Here is a 13,251-nt window from a genome sequence, read left to right on the forward strand (position 1 = left end):
AAACATTCAGAATTTATCGGGAAAGGGACTCATATCCGATCTATCCAATGCGAGATCCTGCTATTCCAACGCGCGGCGGATCTTCGGCACCGCATAGCGGGAGTCCTCATGATAATCGATGATGCTGACAAAGCGTCCATCAGCATCGAACAGGAACACACCCGCCGTGTGATCCATCGTGTAATCACCACCATCCCGGGGCACTTTCCTGAATGACGCTCGAAACCCGGCGACGGCCTGCTCAATCTGGGGCAGGGCGCCGGTCAGGCCATTGATCCGCGGATCGAAGTTTGACAGGTAATCGCCAAGAACTTCAGGCGTATCGCGTTCGGGATCGACCGAAATGAGAACGGTGTTCATCCGGTCGGCATCGGGACCGATCTCGTCCAGCCAGTTGGAGATGTCGCTCAGCGTGGTCGGGCAGATGTCGGGGCACCAGGTGAAGCCGAAAAACACCATGGTGGGACGGCCGAGCCAGTCCTCGGGTTGAACCGTGTTGCCTGACTGATCCGTCAGGGAAAAGGACATGCGGTCAATTGGCAGTGGGAGGACGCTTGCGGCCTGCTGATCCCTGTCTTGGGTCTGCCACCAGCCAAGTGCGAGCATGAACAGGACCGCAGCCGCAGCCATGGCGCTGCCGCGCAGCAGGGTCGCAGACCTCATTCGTCAGGCGAGGGGCAGGTCGGCTCGCTTGCGCCGATATTCTGAACGGTAACGGGAATGGTCACCTCGCTGGCATCGCGAAACGTCAGGGTCACGGGAAAGGTCTCGCCCTCTTCCAGAACTTGGGTCAAATCCATCAGCATGGCGTGATAGCCCCCTGGTTCCAGCGCGACCTGGCCCCCTGCGGGGACCGGAACCTCCATCGCGTGAGGCATCGAGGCGACGCCGTCGGTCATCACCGTCTGGTGCAGCATCGGCATGCCAGCGGCGGGTGTGGTGATGGACATCAACGCATCATCCGCCGTGCCGGAATTGCGGATGGTCAGATAGACCACGCCGGGCCGCGCCGTGCCGATGGAAGCGCGCGACCAAGCCCGAGAGACCTCCAGGGGACCGACCGTCACGGTTTCGCAGGCCAGGGCAGGGCCCGCGGCGGCGATCAGGGCGAGGGTGGCGAAGATGCGTTTCATGTGGGTCACAATCTGGCTTGAAGGTCGGCGACGATTTCGGATGCGGGCGTGCCGTAGGTGAACTGGCCAAGCCAGTCCCCCTCGGGGCTGATCAGGTAAAGGCCAGGGCTGTGGGACATGGCATACCCATCAAGAGCCTCCAAATTGGCTTCGCGCTCGTAATAGATGCGAAAGCTGTCCGCCGCAGCGCGGGTTTGTGCCGCATCTCCGGCAAGGCCCAGGATTGAGGGATGAAACGCCTCGGTATACTCGGCAAGACCCATTTCCCGGTCGCGCTCGGGGTCGATCGAAATGAACAGCGGCTGCACCTTGCCTGCCTGATCACCCAGATCTTCCATGACCTGAGCCACCTCGGCCAAGGTGGTCGGGCAGATATCAGGGCAGTTCGTGAACCCGAAAAATACCAGAAGATGCTTGCCCTCGAAATCGGCCGGGGTGCGCAGACGTCCTCCCGCGTCGGGTAGGCTGAAGGTCGGACGAAACGCCGCCTGAGCGATCGGTTCGGGGCTGCGGTCGACGAGCAGAAAGACCGCGCCGACAGCCACCAGCGCCACGGCAACAGCCGCCCAGAGAAATTTTTGAAGCGTGGTCAGCCGCATGTTGCCTGCATCCGTGATCGTTTCCCGAGGCCTAAAGCCTCTAGCCACATGAGCTTCAAGCGAGAAAGCCTGCCGTCACGCATTGGTGACACCAAAGTCAGCCCAGAACTGTCGCCAACAGGTTCACGTTCAGCACGATGATGGTGACGGCGATCAGGGCGCACAGGCCGGTCAGCCAGCGCGGGGATACCATCGGCCCCATCTTGGCGCGGCTGGCGGTGAACATCACCAGGGGCACGATTGCAAAGGGCAGCTGGAAGGACAGCACGACCTGACTAAGGATCAGCAATTGTCCTGTACCCTCTGTGCCGTAGATCAGGATCACGACGGTCGCGGGCAGGATTGCGAACCCCCGGGTGATCAGGCGCCGCAACCAGGGTTGCAGCCTTAGCCGGACAAAGCCCTCCATGACGATCTGTCCGGCCATTGTGGCGGTCACGGTCGAGTTGAGACCCGAACACAGCAGCGCAATCCCAAACAGGACCGGAGCGATGGATGATCCCAGAAGCGGCTCCAGAAGCAGGTGCGCCTTGTCGATCTCGGTCACGTTGTTTTCCCCGGCCGTGTAAAAGGCTGCGGCGGCCAGGATGAGGATCGCGCAATTGATCAGCAGCGCGAACATCAGCGCGATGGTCGAATCCCAGGTTGCCAATCGCAGGGCCTCCCGTTTGGAGGGCAGGTCCAGCCCGTAGGCGCGTGTCTGCACGATCCCCGAATGCAGATAGAGGTTATGCGGCATCACGGTGGCCCCGATGATGCCAAGCGCCAGATACAGCATGTCGGGATTGCCGATGATCTCCCGGCTTGGTGCAAAGCCCGCGATCACCGCACCCCATTCGGGGTCGGCCTGCGCGATCAGCACCCCGAAGCAGACAGTGATCGTTCCCAGCAAGGCGATGATGAAGGCCTCGACCCACCGGAAGCCCTTGTTCTGAAGCCACAGGATCAGGAACACGTCAGCAGCGGTGATGAAGATCCCGATTTCGAGGGGAATGCCGAAGAGGAGATTTAAGCCGATGGCGGTGCCGATGACCTCGGCCAGATCGGTGGCGATGATGGCCAGTTCGGCAAAGATCCACAGTGGGATCGACACCCACCGGGGATAGGCATCGCGGCACGCTTGCGCCAGATCGCGCCCCGATGCGACCGCGAGGCGGGCGCAAAGCGATTGCAGCAAGATCGCCATGATATTCGACAGGAGGGCTACGAACAGCAGCGTGTAGCCAAATGCAGCACCGCCCGCCAACGAGGTCGCCCAGTTGCCGGGGTCCATATATCCGACGGCGACCAGGTAGCCGGGACCGATAAACGATAGAAAGCGCCGGAAGCGGGTCGTGCCGCCGCCCACGGCGATCGTGCGGAACACTTCGGACAGGGACGGGGTGTCGCGCTCATGGCGCCAGGCAGAACGAGACATTCAGCGCGACCTTCTTCGAGAGGAAAAGTTAGCTAAGGCTAACAATCTACCCGCCGGCTTTACCCGTCAATCGATAAGTGCGACACTTGCCAGATGACCGCAGATATTCATGTAGCCGAAACCACCAGCGATCCTGTGCACCCGGACAATCGGGCGGAGGCCTTTCATGGCGTCCGTGCTGCCCGGCGCAACGAGCTGGCCGAAGATTACGTCGAACTGATCGCAGAGCTGATCCATGAACAGGGTGAAGCCCGGCCGGTGGATATCGCGGCACGATTGGGGGTGCGCGCGCCGACGGTCACCAAGGCCCTGGATCGCCTGGCCCGTGAGGGACTGATCACGCGCGAGCGATACAGGTCCGTCTTTCTGACAGAAGAGGGACGACGACTGGCACTGGAATGCCGCCGCCGCCATGCCATTGTGCTGCGGTTCCTGATCCGCCTCGGCCTGGATGCCGAGACGGCGGAACGAGATGCCGAAGGGATCGAGCATCACGTCAGTGAGCGCACACTGGCCTTGTTCGCGGCCTACGCCGATCGGGCCTAGGCCGCCCGGTCAGGATGCCTCCACGGCACTGCGCACATCCGCAAGCAGGCTGTCCATGCTGATATCCGTCATCTGGCGACCATTGAGAAAGAAGGTCGGTGTCTGGCGTACGCCGATCGCCGCGATATCGGCCGCGTCCTGATTGAGGATGCCGACGATATCGGGGGACAGACGGGCTGTCTGCGCCTTTTCCATATCCAGACCGGCCGCAGCCGCAATTTGCCATGCAAGGTCCATTCGCGGTGCGCCATGGACAGCCCATTCCGGCTGCCGTTCCAACAGCGCATCGAGGACAGGCTCGAACTTGTCCTGCATACGCGCGGTCTCCAGGATGCGGACCGCCTCGTCGGACCCCTCGTGAAACACCGCATAGCGCATCACGATGCGGACCTGATCGGGAAATTGTGCGCGAATGTCCTGAACGACCGGATGAAAGGCGCGGCAAGCCTCGCAAGATGGATCGAAGAACTCGACCAGCGTGACCGGAGCGTCTTCTGGTCCAAAGCTGGGCGCGTGACCGCGCACCAGCATGTCTGTTTCCACAGCCGGGGCAGCAGCGGCCAGGGTATCCGCTTCGGCCTGACGATTGCGCGTCAGCACGAGCGCGCCGCCGGCAAAGGCGGCAATCCCGATGGCAGATGTTCCGATGAGCACGGTGCGGCGGTTCATGGGCGTTTTCCTTTCGACAAGATGAGGCAGGCCAGAACGGCTGCAAAGGCGGCGAATGCAAGATAGGGAATGGGCAGGTTCAGGATCGTCTGCGCCTGGTCGGTGCAGGACGGGCCGTCCTTGGTGCAAGGCGCGATGCTCTGCGGGATCAGTCCTGCGTAAAGTCCCGAATGCCAGCCGGAAAGGACCAGCCCGGCCAGCGCCAGCGGCAATCCGTAGAGACGTGCCAGACCGTCACCGCGCCACAGCGAGATTGCCAAGACAGGCACTAACGGAAACATGGCGATCCTCTGATACCAGCATAGGGTGCAGGGCATCTGCCCCAGTATCTCGCCGATGAACAGCGCGCCGAGCGTAGCGGCGAGTGCGACCAGAAAGGCAGTTGATATTGCAATATCATTCCGGGACAGGCCCCGGGGGTCAGGTGCGGTCAAAAGAGAGTTCCTTCGAGCGGGAGGGACGGAGCATCGCTGTCAGCACAAGCAAGGCGCCGAGGCTGATCGCGATGTCGGCCCCGTTAAAGGTCGGCCAGTGCCAATCACGCCAGTAGACATCCAGAAAATCGGTCACGGCACCTTGCCGCAGGCGGTCGATGATATTGCCCACAGCACCCCCCACGATCAGCGCAAGGCCTATGCCTTCGCGCTTCGTATCCGCCCGGAAGGCCATTCCCGCAAAGATGATCGCCAGGGCACCTGTCAGGGCAACCATCAACAAGGGACGACCTGCCATTAGGTCGGACATCATGCCGAAACTCGCCCCTTCGTTGAAACCAAGCGTCAGATTGAAGCCGGGAGAGACGGCATGAACCTCCCCGGGAGACAAGCTCCGCAGGACCGCGAGCTTGGTAATCTGATCGGCAGCCGCAGTAGCGGCGATCATCGCCAGGATCAGGAGCGTCTTCATTGCAGTGACCTTTCCCGGATGAAGATCCAGCGCGGAACGGACTGGCAATAGGTGTCGTAAGCAGGGCCAAGCGTCCGCCGCAATACACGTTCTTCTGAGCGGACCTGAACAAGCGCCGAGGCGGCGAACAGCAGAACCGCTAGGCCCGTCGGGATGCAGGGCACGGCCAGAGCGGTTCCGACCAGCAGCATGAACTGGCCGACAAAAACCGGGTTGCGGCTGAAACCGAACAATCCACCCGTGACAAGTGCGCCGGTCGCGCCCTCGGCCACACCGATCCGCCATGACGCAGCCATCGACATCTGGGCGGCAAATGCCAGCATCGCGCCCAGGCTGGCCATGAACAGTCCCGCCAGACCGATCCACGCAGGATTTTGGAAAGCCCGCAGGGGATCAAGATCGCCCATGCCCGGCATGAGACGCCATGCCAACGACCCAAGGAGGGCCAGAGCGAACGCAGCTCGGAAGCCTAGCGCTGCAAGACGGTCGCCGCCCGTGGCGTGACGGAACAACCAGACCGGACGATGCGCCTCCCGGGCATTGATCGCAGAGCCCCAGAAGAACAGGGCCAGATAGGCACCAAGAAGAACCAGCGCTGCACTGCCCATTCCAGTCATCATCGCCTCAGCGCTTCTGTTCGGGATTGTAGCGCAAGAGGCGCAAGGCGTTCAGGGTCACCAGAACTGTTGCGCCCGTATCTGCCAGGATCGCGATCCACAAACCGGTCAAGCCAAAAACGGTGGTGACCAAGAAAATAGCCTTCAATCCTAGAGCGATACTGACGTTCTGCCGGATATTGGCCATCGTGGCCCGCGCCAGCCGGATCTGGGCCGGGATGTCGGTCACCCTGTCGCGCAGGATGGCCGCATCGGCCGTCTCCAGCGCGACGTCCGTGCCGGAGCCCATCGCGACACCGATGCTGGCCTGTTTCAGGGCAGGGGCGTCATTGATGCCGTCGCCAATCATCATGACGCCACCTTGAGCGTTCATGTCGCGAATGGCGGCCAGCTTGTCTTCGGGCATCATCTCGGCCTTGAACCGGATATCCAGACCCTCGGCGATGGCGGCAGCAGTGCGGGGGTTGTCGCCGGTCAGCATGACCGAGGAGATGCCCATGTCGGCCAGCTGGCGCACAGCCTCCGCTGCATCGGGCCGCAGCTCGTCACGCATGGCGATAAGACCGAGCGGGATGCCTTTGCGATAGACAGCGACGGCAGTTTTGCCCTCTTCCTCGAAGATAGTCGCCTGACGCAGACCAAGACCATCCAGGCCATTGTTCTCCGACGCGTGCCGGGGGGAACTTACCCATGCCAAAGCATCTCCGACGGTCGCCTCGACCCCTCGTCCGGTCAGGGCGCGTGCATCGCGGGCGGGCAGGGGCGTGACGCCCGCCGTTTTGGCCCTGTCCATGATCGCCACGGCAAGGGGATGGCTCGATCCGCTCTCGACACCGGCGGCGACCTCCAGAAGCTGAGCCTCAGTCGTAGTTCCGAACGTCACCAGATCGGTGACCTGCGGACGTCCGTGGGTCAGGGTCCCGGTCTTGTCAAAGGCGACATGGGAAACCTTGGCCGCGGCCTCGATCACTGCGCCGCCCTTCATCAGCATGCCGCGGCGCGCGCCGGTGGACAGGCTCGATGCGATCGAGGCCGGAACCGAGATTACCAGTGCACAAGGGCAGCCGATCAGCAGGAGCGCCAGTCCACGATAGATCCAAGTATCCCATGTCTGACCAAACATCAGCGGCGGGATCACGATGACAAGGGCCGAAACGGCAACGATGGCAGGCATGTACCACCGGCTGAACCGGTCAATGAAGCGTTCCGTTGGGGCGCGGGCTTCTTCCGCTTCCTCGACCAGCCGGATGATCCGGGAAATGGTATTGTCTTCGGCGGCCTTGGTCACGGTGACCCGCAGGACAGCTTCGGTGTTGATCGAACCGGCAAAAACATTATCACCCGGGCCGCGGGTCCGGGGAATGCTCTCTCCGGTCACCGGGCTTTCATCGATCCCGGACGTGCCGTCTGAAATCTCTCCGTCTGCGGGGATCCGGTCGCCGGGACGAACCAGCACCGTCTGACCGATCGTCAGGCTGGACGCGGCAACCTCGCGGGTCACGCCGTCCACCTCCAAGAGCGCCGTTTTCGGGACCAAGTTCGCCAAGGCCCGGATGCCGTCTCTTGCCTTTCCGGCCGCGACACCCTCCAGGACCTCGCCCACAGCAAAGAGAAAGACCACCAAGGCAGCCTCTTCGGCGGCATTGATGAACAACGCGCCGAGGGCTGCGATGGTCATCAATCCCTCGATCGTGAAGATCTGACCCAACCGCGCAGCGGCGAAAGCGCGACGCGCGACGGGGGCGACACCGATAAGGCAGGCCGCGACGAAGGCCCAGCTCCCGATCTGCGGGGCGATCAGCTCCATTGCCCAGGCTGCCGCCAACAAGAGCCCGGTCAGGATAACCAACCTGCCCTTGCCAGTCTGGTACCATGCCTTGCCGCGGTCGGCCGGGTCGTCATGGACGTGACCGGGGCTGCCATGGCCGGAGTGGTCGGCCTCGGCCACAGCGGGATGAGCGTCGTGGCTGTGGCCTTGATGACTCTCCGGCGCACTCCCCGGGATCACGAAATCCTTCTTTCCTGGCGCACGGGTCTGAATGCCGTATCCAAGCGCACGCACGGTTTTCTCGATCTTGTCCGTGTCGGTCAGGCGTTCATCAACGGTCAGGCGCAGGCGTTCGGACATGATGCCGATCTCCACATCCCTGACGCCCGGCAGGCGGGACACGGCGCCCCGCACCTTTGTCGCGCAGGAGGCGCAATCCATGCCGGACACCGTCCAGTCGCATGCCGTCGTGCCGGTTTCGTTCGTGGTCGTCATCATTCTCTCCTCTGCGGAAAGCAGGGCGGTTGCCATCATCGATTCGGAGGTCTACGTCCTCTAGCAACTATAGGTTCAAGGAGAATCTTCATGCTGACCATCGGAAAGCTGGGATCGTCGACCGGGGTCAAGGTCCCCACGATTCGCTATTACGAACAGATCGGGCTGTTGCCCGAGGCCGAGCGCAGCGCCGGCAATCAAAGGCTCTACACACACAAGGCCCATGAAAGGCTGGCCTTCATCCGTCATGCCCGCGAGCTGGGATTTTCTCTTGAGGCGATCCGCGACCTTCTGAGCCTGTCTGACGATCCCGATCAGCCTTGCGCGGCAGCCGATACCATTGCCAAAGCGCAGCTTGCAGAGGTCGAAAGCCGTCTTGCCCGCCTGACGGCCCTGAAGACCGAACTTGAGCGCATGTTGGTTCAATGCTCCGGCGACCGGATTTCCGACTGTCGGGTTATCGAGGTGCTGAGTGATCACTCGCTTTGCGTCAGCGATCACCCGACGAATGATGATGCCAATTCGTGACTTCGCGCCCTCTTCCCGGCATGATCATTGCCGCTTGCAGAGAACGCCATGGTCAGGGCGTCCTTCCTGACAAGGCCGTGATAGCCGGCAATTTTCCTTGAACCTCTAGCTGCTTTAGGTCGCAAAAGGTTCTCGCCAGAAACGACGAGCAGGAGTGGGGCATGAAGCCGAAGAGACAGTTTCCAGGCCAATGCTGATGCTGCTTGCCGCCGTGCTGGGTGGAATACGGGGTTGGTTTCGCGCACGTGCACTTGGTGGCAAACGGTTGGATATGATCCAGTACGCAACCGGGTATGCGATAGCCTTCGGATTGCTGGCGGCGATCGTAGGTATTGCCCTTGCTCGCCTGCTTGAACCCTGAGCCGACCCATGAACGCCGTGAGCAGCAAACTTGCCCCCGGCGCCGTCTACCATTTACCTGACAGGATACCGGACGTTATGATCTTGCGAACCTTGCTCACTGTGGGCGCCGTTGCCGTCACGATACCTTTGCATGCTCAAACTTTGGCAGAGCCGATGATCAGCAACGACGTGATTGCCACCATGGTGCAGCACGAGGTGGCGCCAGGGGACACGCTGGACGCGATCCTGTCGCATGCAGGAATTGGCGCCAGCATCAGGAATGAAGCGGCATTGGCCATTTCCGATGTTTTTGACTTGTCCACCCTCAGCCCAGGCCAGATCCTCAGATGGAGTGTCGCCGCCGATGACCCCTCCAGACTGAACCGCTTGTCGCTGCTCAGTCTCGATGGCACAGACATTGTCCTTGATTTTAGCAAGCCTCTCGCAGCGTCCTTGGTCAAAACTGAGATCGTGCTTCGGGACCGTCGCGAATACCTCGTGCTTGAGGGCTCGCTCTATGATGCATTGGCGGCCCATGATGCGCCAGAAAGTTTCGCAGTGGAGGTCGCAGCCCTGCTAGCAGGTCAGATCGACTTTCGCCGCGACCTCAAAGGTGGGGAAGGTCTGGCGCTGATCTGGCAGGAAAACGTCTTGACGGATGGAATGGTCATAGGCGAACCGCAGCTGGCTTACGTCCGGTTTGAGTTCGGTGATGATATTTATGAAGTCGTGGCAGGATCGGTGGAGCAGCCGTTCAGCCTGTTCCGGAATGGTGCACCGGTCCAGCAGACAGCCCGTCCAGTCGCGGGGGCCCGTCTGTCCTCGGTCTTCGGCAAACGCCGCCATCCCGTCCTCGGCGCGCAACGCATGCATACAGGCGTCGACTATGCAGCGCCGACCGGCACACCGGTCACTGTGACCGGCGCGGGACATGTCGTTTTTGCAGGGTCTATGCGTGGTTACGGACGGACGATCGACGTCGATCACGGCGGTGGCGTCATCACCCGCTACGCCCATTTGTCGCGCTTCGCAGACGGCATTTCCTCAGGCGTCGCGTTGAATGCCGGGGCCAGGATCGGTGACGTGGGTGCTACCGGCCTGGTTAGCGGCCCCAATCTTCACTATGAGGTCCGCGTCGACGGCGAGCCGACAGACCCGATCAAGAAAACTCTGACGCCGGAGACTCTCACTGCCCGGCCGGCGGACCGAGTCATTCTGACGGCTGCGCGTCTCACGACCGGCTACTATCTTCGCACGAACCCTGACGCTCAGAGTTGAAGAGTAAAAACCTTATCCACCGGTAACCTTAGCCATAAAGGGCCCGCAGGGTTGGTTACGATGGCACTGCTAGACTGATTGTCCGCCAGAAGACAGATTGAGAGAGTGATCATGACAGGACTGACACGACGCATGGTGCTTCTGGCTGCTGCAGCCAGCACGCTTCCGACATTCTCTTTAGCAAACAACCCGACCGCCATCCATGTCGTGGAAGGGACCGGGTGCGAATGCTGCAAGCAGTGGACCAGCTACCTGAGCGAAAACGGCTTTCAGGTGACCAGCGAGGAGCGGTTCGGCACCTTGTTGATGCAGCACAAGATCGATCTCGGCGTGCCTATCGCGCTAACCTCCTGCCATACCGGAAGCGTGGAGGGCTATTTTCTGGAAGGCCATGTGCCTGCCGCCGACATCCGGCGACTGCTGGCCGAGCGTCCCGAAGCCCTTGGACTGACGGTTCCCGGCATGCCATTCGGAAGTCCGGGCATGGGACCCGAAAGCAGGCGCCAGGCCTACGACGTGCTTCTCGTCCGGCAAGACGGCAGCAGCGAAGTCTTTACCCGCTATCCTGAAGCATAATAAAAAAACCAAGCCCATCCGAGCAGGAAACAGACCGATGCCAAACTTCTCCCGGCGCCACGCCTCTCTGGCCTTGCTTGCCGTCTTGGCCGCTTGCGGAAAATCCGGGCCCACGGCCACTGCCCCGGCCCGCGGCGCCACACCTCAGTTCAAGCGCTACACCGGCCCTCCGGTCACTCAGGTCGTGGTGCAGAAAACCGAGAGGCAGATGTTTCTGCTGAACGGGCAGACCGTGCTGCGATCCTACAATTTCGGTCTCGGCAACCAGCCGGTTGGCCCCAAGCAATTTGAGGGCGACGGGAAAACACCGGAAGGCCTCTACTACATCGACCGCTTCAATCCCCGCAGCCGTTATCACCTGTCGGTGGGCATTTCTTATCCAAACGAACGGGATGTCGCCTACGCCGCGCAGTTCGGGCGCAGTGCAGGCAGTGATATCATGTTCCATGGCCGCGGCCCGGAAGGAAACGTGTTCGCGCCTAAGAACCGGGACTGGACTGCGGGTTGTCTGGCGTTGACCGATCAGGAAATCGAAGACGTCTACGCGATGTTGCAGCCCGGTGTGCCAGTGATGCTCTACCCATAGCAGGAGACGAACAAGTCACGGCCGAAACATAGAATTGCAACGCACCCTATTCCAAGGGCGCCACTTGCGCCGACGGCTGAAAAATCGTCGGCACAAGTGGTCTTTCGCTGTCAGAACACCGTGACTTGGGTGCCTATCTCGGCGACCTCGAAGAGTTGGGTGACATGTTCGTTATACAGCCCATAGCACCCGGACGACGATTTCCGCCCGATCTTGCGCGTATCTGCGGTGCCATGCACGAGATAGGCTGGCCAGGACAGGTAGAGCCCGTAAGCTCCAAGGGGGTTTAAGGGATCGCCGCCCGCCACCTGCTGCGGAAGATTGGGGTCTTTCTCGCGCATGCTGGCCGTCGGCGTCCAAGGCGGATTCTTCACCTTCCGGACAATTTCTGCCTGACCCCGTCGCGTCAGATCTTCAGTCATCGGGATCGAGCAGGGAAAGACAAACTGGACGCTTTCGTCGGCCGACCAGTAATGCACCGCTCGGGATGTGACGTCCGCCAGAATGACACCTTTCCCGATTGTGGGATAGAATTCGCTCCAATGCCGTGCCCGGAATGACGACAGATTGCGCTCCGGCGCACTGCTGGTCGCGGCCGGGACGGGTGCCGGCATACTTCCATAGATAGGCTGCCCGGTATAGGGATCGAGACCCTGACCAAACGCCGATGTCGCCGGGACAATGACCCCGGCCGCCGCCAGTCCCCGAAGAAAGGTCCTCCGATCACTGAACGTGGGATGATTGACCATTTCCGCCTCTCGTGTTCGCCCTTGGCATGTCAGATCAGACAATAGCCAACGACCGGACACCAACCTAGCCCAAGAGGGCGATAATTCGCGCCGACGTGAGATGTTCGCAACACGCACGACAATATGATCGCCTGGCCTGACTGATAATCTAAAATGATCAGACTTTCGTCATGATCGAGACCTACCGGGCGAGGCAAATCAGGGGCAATGGCATCATCAGAACCTTCCGACGCCAAAAACCAGCCGTTAGCACAAGCGAACTTGATCCGGGGGCTTTATTTTTTGTGTTGGGCCGGTTGCATCAAGGCACATGCTGTGACGATGTCGAATGCAGTACAGGAGCACACAACATGTTGACACGGCGACACTTTATTCAGACCACCACTGCGTTGTTTTCAGCGTCCGTTTCCAGTCCACTGTTTGCGGAATCATGGCCGACTGTTAGTCAGAAGGCAGCATGGGACGCACAGGTTACCCCTCCCGGCTATAATGCAGCAACGTCCAACCCGTGGGGCTTGCACCCGCGTTTCTTACCGCAAAGAGTGCAGGCCAACGAGGGTCTGGTGCCGGGTGATATCCATGTAGATGCTGTGGCAAAGTATCTTTACCACATCGAAGCAGGCGGAACCGCGATGCGGTACGGCGTGGCCATCGGCAGGGGCGATCTGTATGAGCCTGGAGTTTATACGATTAAGCGAAAGGTCGAATGGCCACATTGGACACCCACGCAAAGCATGATTGCCCGAGAGCCAGAGATTTACGCTCAATTTGAAGGTGGGGTGGAACCTGGCCCTGAAAATGCACTCGGCTCACGAGCTCTTTACCTCTTTGTCGGCGAAAGAGATACCTACTTGCGCATCCACGGAACCCCGTTTCCCAGAAGCATTGGCACAAGTGCCAGTTCTGGTTGTGTCCGAATGGTCATGGCGCACATAAACGATCTTTATTCGAACGTCGAAATCAGCTCCACCGCGTTTCTTTACTCTGCTGCGGAGAGCGTAGCGGCACGGAGCTAAAGCAGCTTCGGTCGTGAAATCCGACC

17 protein-coding genes are annotated in these 13,251 nt (G+C 60.8%); 7 read left to right on the top strand and 10 right to left on the bottom strand.

Features of this window, described 5'->3' with window-relative positions:
* Nucleotides 1-60 precede the first annotated feature (60 nt).
* The 4 genes from EG885_RS05140 to EG885_RS05155 form a co-directional block, all read right to left on the bottom strand.
* Entirely contained in the window at nt 61-663 is a 603-nt protein-coding gene (locus EG885_RS05140) for an SCO family protein (RefSeq protein ID WP_131573413.1), read from the bottom strand.
* Entirely contained in the window at nt 660-1,133 is a 474-nt protein-coding gene (locus tag EG885_RS05145) for a copper chaperone PCu(A)C (protein ID WP_131573414.1), read from the bottom strand. The genes EG885_RS05140 and EG885_RS05145 overlap by 4 nt, the downstream gene beginning before the upstream one ends.
* A gap of 5 nt (nt 1,134-1,138) precedes the next feature.
* Nucleotides 1,139-1,732: an SCO family protein gene (locus tag EG885_RS05150; RefSeq protein WP_131573415.1), complete on the bottom strand. Its 594-nt coding sequence runs from the start codon at nt 1,730-1,732 to the stop codon at nt 1,139-1,141.
* Between the two features lie 97 nt (nt 1,733-1,829).
* Nucleotides 1,830-3,149, bottom strand: a complete 1,320-nt coding sequence (locus EG885_RS05155) for an Nramp family divalent metal transporter (protein WP_131573416.1) — start codon at nt 3,147-3,149, stop codon at nt 1,830-1,832.
* Nucleotides 3,150-3,242: 93 nt separating this feature from the next.
* Between EG885_RS05155 and mntR the strand changes: the two genes are divergently transcribed.
* The gene (gene mntR / locus EG885_RS05160; protein WP_119806492.1) at nt 3,243-3,695 is read left to right on the top strand and encodes a manganese-binding transcriptional regulator MntR; all 453 of its coding nucleotides are present in this window, start codon (nt 3,243-3,245) and stop codon (nt 3,693-3,695) included.
* A gap of 9 nt (nt 3,696-3,704) precedes the next feature.
* Here mntR and EG885_RS05165 read toward each other — a convergent pair whose 3' ends face one another.
* Genes EG885_RS05165 through EG885_RS05185 form a run of 5 tightly spaced genes read right to left on the bottom strand, consistent with a single transcriptional unit; the run spans nt 3,705 to nt 8,150 of the window.
* Nucleotides 3,705-4,364, bottom strand: a complete 660-nt coding sequence (locus EG885_RS05165; RefSeq protein ID WP_045980905.1) for a DsbA family protein — start codon at nt 4,362-4,364, stop codon at nt 3,705-3,707.
* On the bottom strand, nt 4,361-4,798 hold the full coding sequence (locus EG885_RS05170) for a disulfide bond formation protein B (RefSeq protein WP_379106454.1): 438 nt from the start codon (nt 4,796-4,798) through the stop codon (nt 4,361-4,363). The genes EG885_RS05165 and EG885_RS05170 overlap by 4 nt, the downstream gene beginning before the upstream one ends.
* Complete coding sequence (lspA, locus tag EG885_RS05175; RefSeq protein ID WP_131573417.1) at nt 4,785-5,270, bottom strand: signal peptidase II; 486 nt, start codon at nt 5,268-5,270, stop codon at nt 4,785-4,787. The genes EG885_RS05170 and lspA overlap by 14 nt, the downstream gene beginning before the upstream one ends.
* The gene (locus EG885_RS05180) at nt 5,267-5,890 is read right to left on the bottom strand and encodes a methyltransferase family protein (RefSeq protein ID WP_131573418.1); all 624 of its coding nucleotides are present in this window, start codon (nt 5,888-5,890) and stop codon (nt 5,267-5,269) included. Before EG885_RS05180 ends, lspA begins: the two co-directional genes overlap by 4 nt.
* A 4-nt stretch (nt 5,891-5,894) precedes the next feature.
* Nucleotides 5,895-8,150, bottom strand: coding sequence for a heavy metal translocating P-type ATPase (locus EG885_RS05185; protein ID WP_131573476.1), 2,256 nt, complete (start codon nt 8,148-8,150; stop codon nt 5,895-5,897).
* Between the two features lie 90 nt (nt 8,151-8,240).
* Here EG885_RS05185 and EG885_RS05190 point away from each other — a divergent pair, with 90 nt between their 5' ends.
* From EG885_RS05190 to EG885_RS05205, 5 genes are all read left to right on the top strand, one after another.
* Nucleotides 8,241-8,678 (top strand): MerR family transcriptional regulator, encoded by a 438-nt coding sequence (locus EG885_RS05190; RefSeq protein ID WP_131573419.1) that lies wholly within the window; start codon nt 8,241-8,243, stop codon nt 8,676-8,678.
* Between the two features lie 196 nt (nt 8,679-8,874).
* Complete coding sequence (locus EG885_RS22640) at nt 8,875-9,039, top strand: hypothetical protein (RefSeq protein WP_165571040.1); 165 nt, start codon at nt 8,875-8,877, stop codon at nt 9,037-9,039.
* An 8-nt stretch (nt 9,040-9,047) separates the two neighbouring features.
* Nucleotides 9,048-10,298, top strand: a complete 1,251-nt coding sequence (locus EG885_RS05195) for a M23 family metallopeptidase (protein WP_131573420.1) — start codon at nt 9,048-9,050, stop codon at nt 10,296-10,298.
* Between the two features lie 111 nt (nt 10,299-10,409).
* Complete coding sequence (locus tag EG885_RS05200) at nt 10,410-10,874, top strand: DUF411 domain-containing protein (RefSeq protein WP_131573421.1); 465 nt, start codon at nt 10,410-10,412, stop codon at nt 10,872-10,874.
* 37 nt (nt 10,875-10,911) lie between these two features.
* Entirely contained in the window at nt 10,912-11,460 is a 549-nt protein-coding gene (locus EG885_RS05205) for a L,D-transpeptidase family protein (RefSeq protein ID WP_131573422.1), read from the top strand.
* Nucleotides 11,461-11,570: 110 nt separating this feature from the next.
* Here the strand turns inward: EG885_RS05205 and EG885_RS05210 are convergent, their stop codons facing one another.
* Nucleotides 11,571-12,209: a L,D-transpeptidase gene (locus EG885_RS05210; protein ID WP_131573423.1), complete on the bottom strand. Its 639-nt coding sequence runs from the start codon at nt 12,207-12,209 to the stop codon at nt 11,571-11,573.
* Nucleotides 12,210-12,559: 350 nt separating this feature from the next.
* Here EG885_RS05210 and EG885_RS05215 point away from each other — a divergent pair, with 350 nt between their 5' ends.
* Nucleotides 12,560-13,225 carry a L,D-transpeptidase gene (locus EG885_RS05215; protein WP_131573477.1) on the top strand — a complete coding sequence of 222 codons (666 nt, stop codon included), beginning with the start codon at nt 12,560-12,562 and terminating at the stop codon, nt 13,223-13,225.
* Nucleotides 13,226-13,251: the final 26 nt, after the last annotated feature.

This window comes from Paracoccus nototheniae, assembly GCF_004335005.1.
GTDB classification, from domain to species: domain Bacteria; phylum Pseudomonadota; class Alphaproteobacteria; order Rhodobacterales; family Rhodobacteraceae; genus Paracoccus; species Paracoccus nototheniae.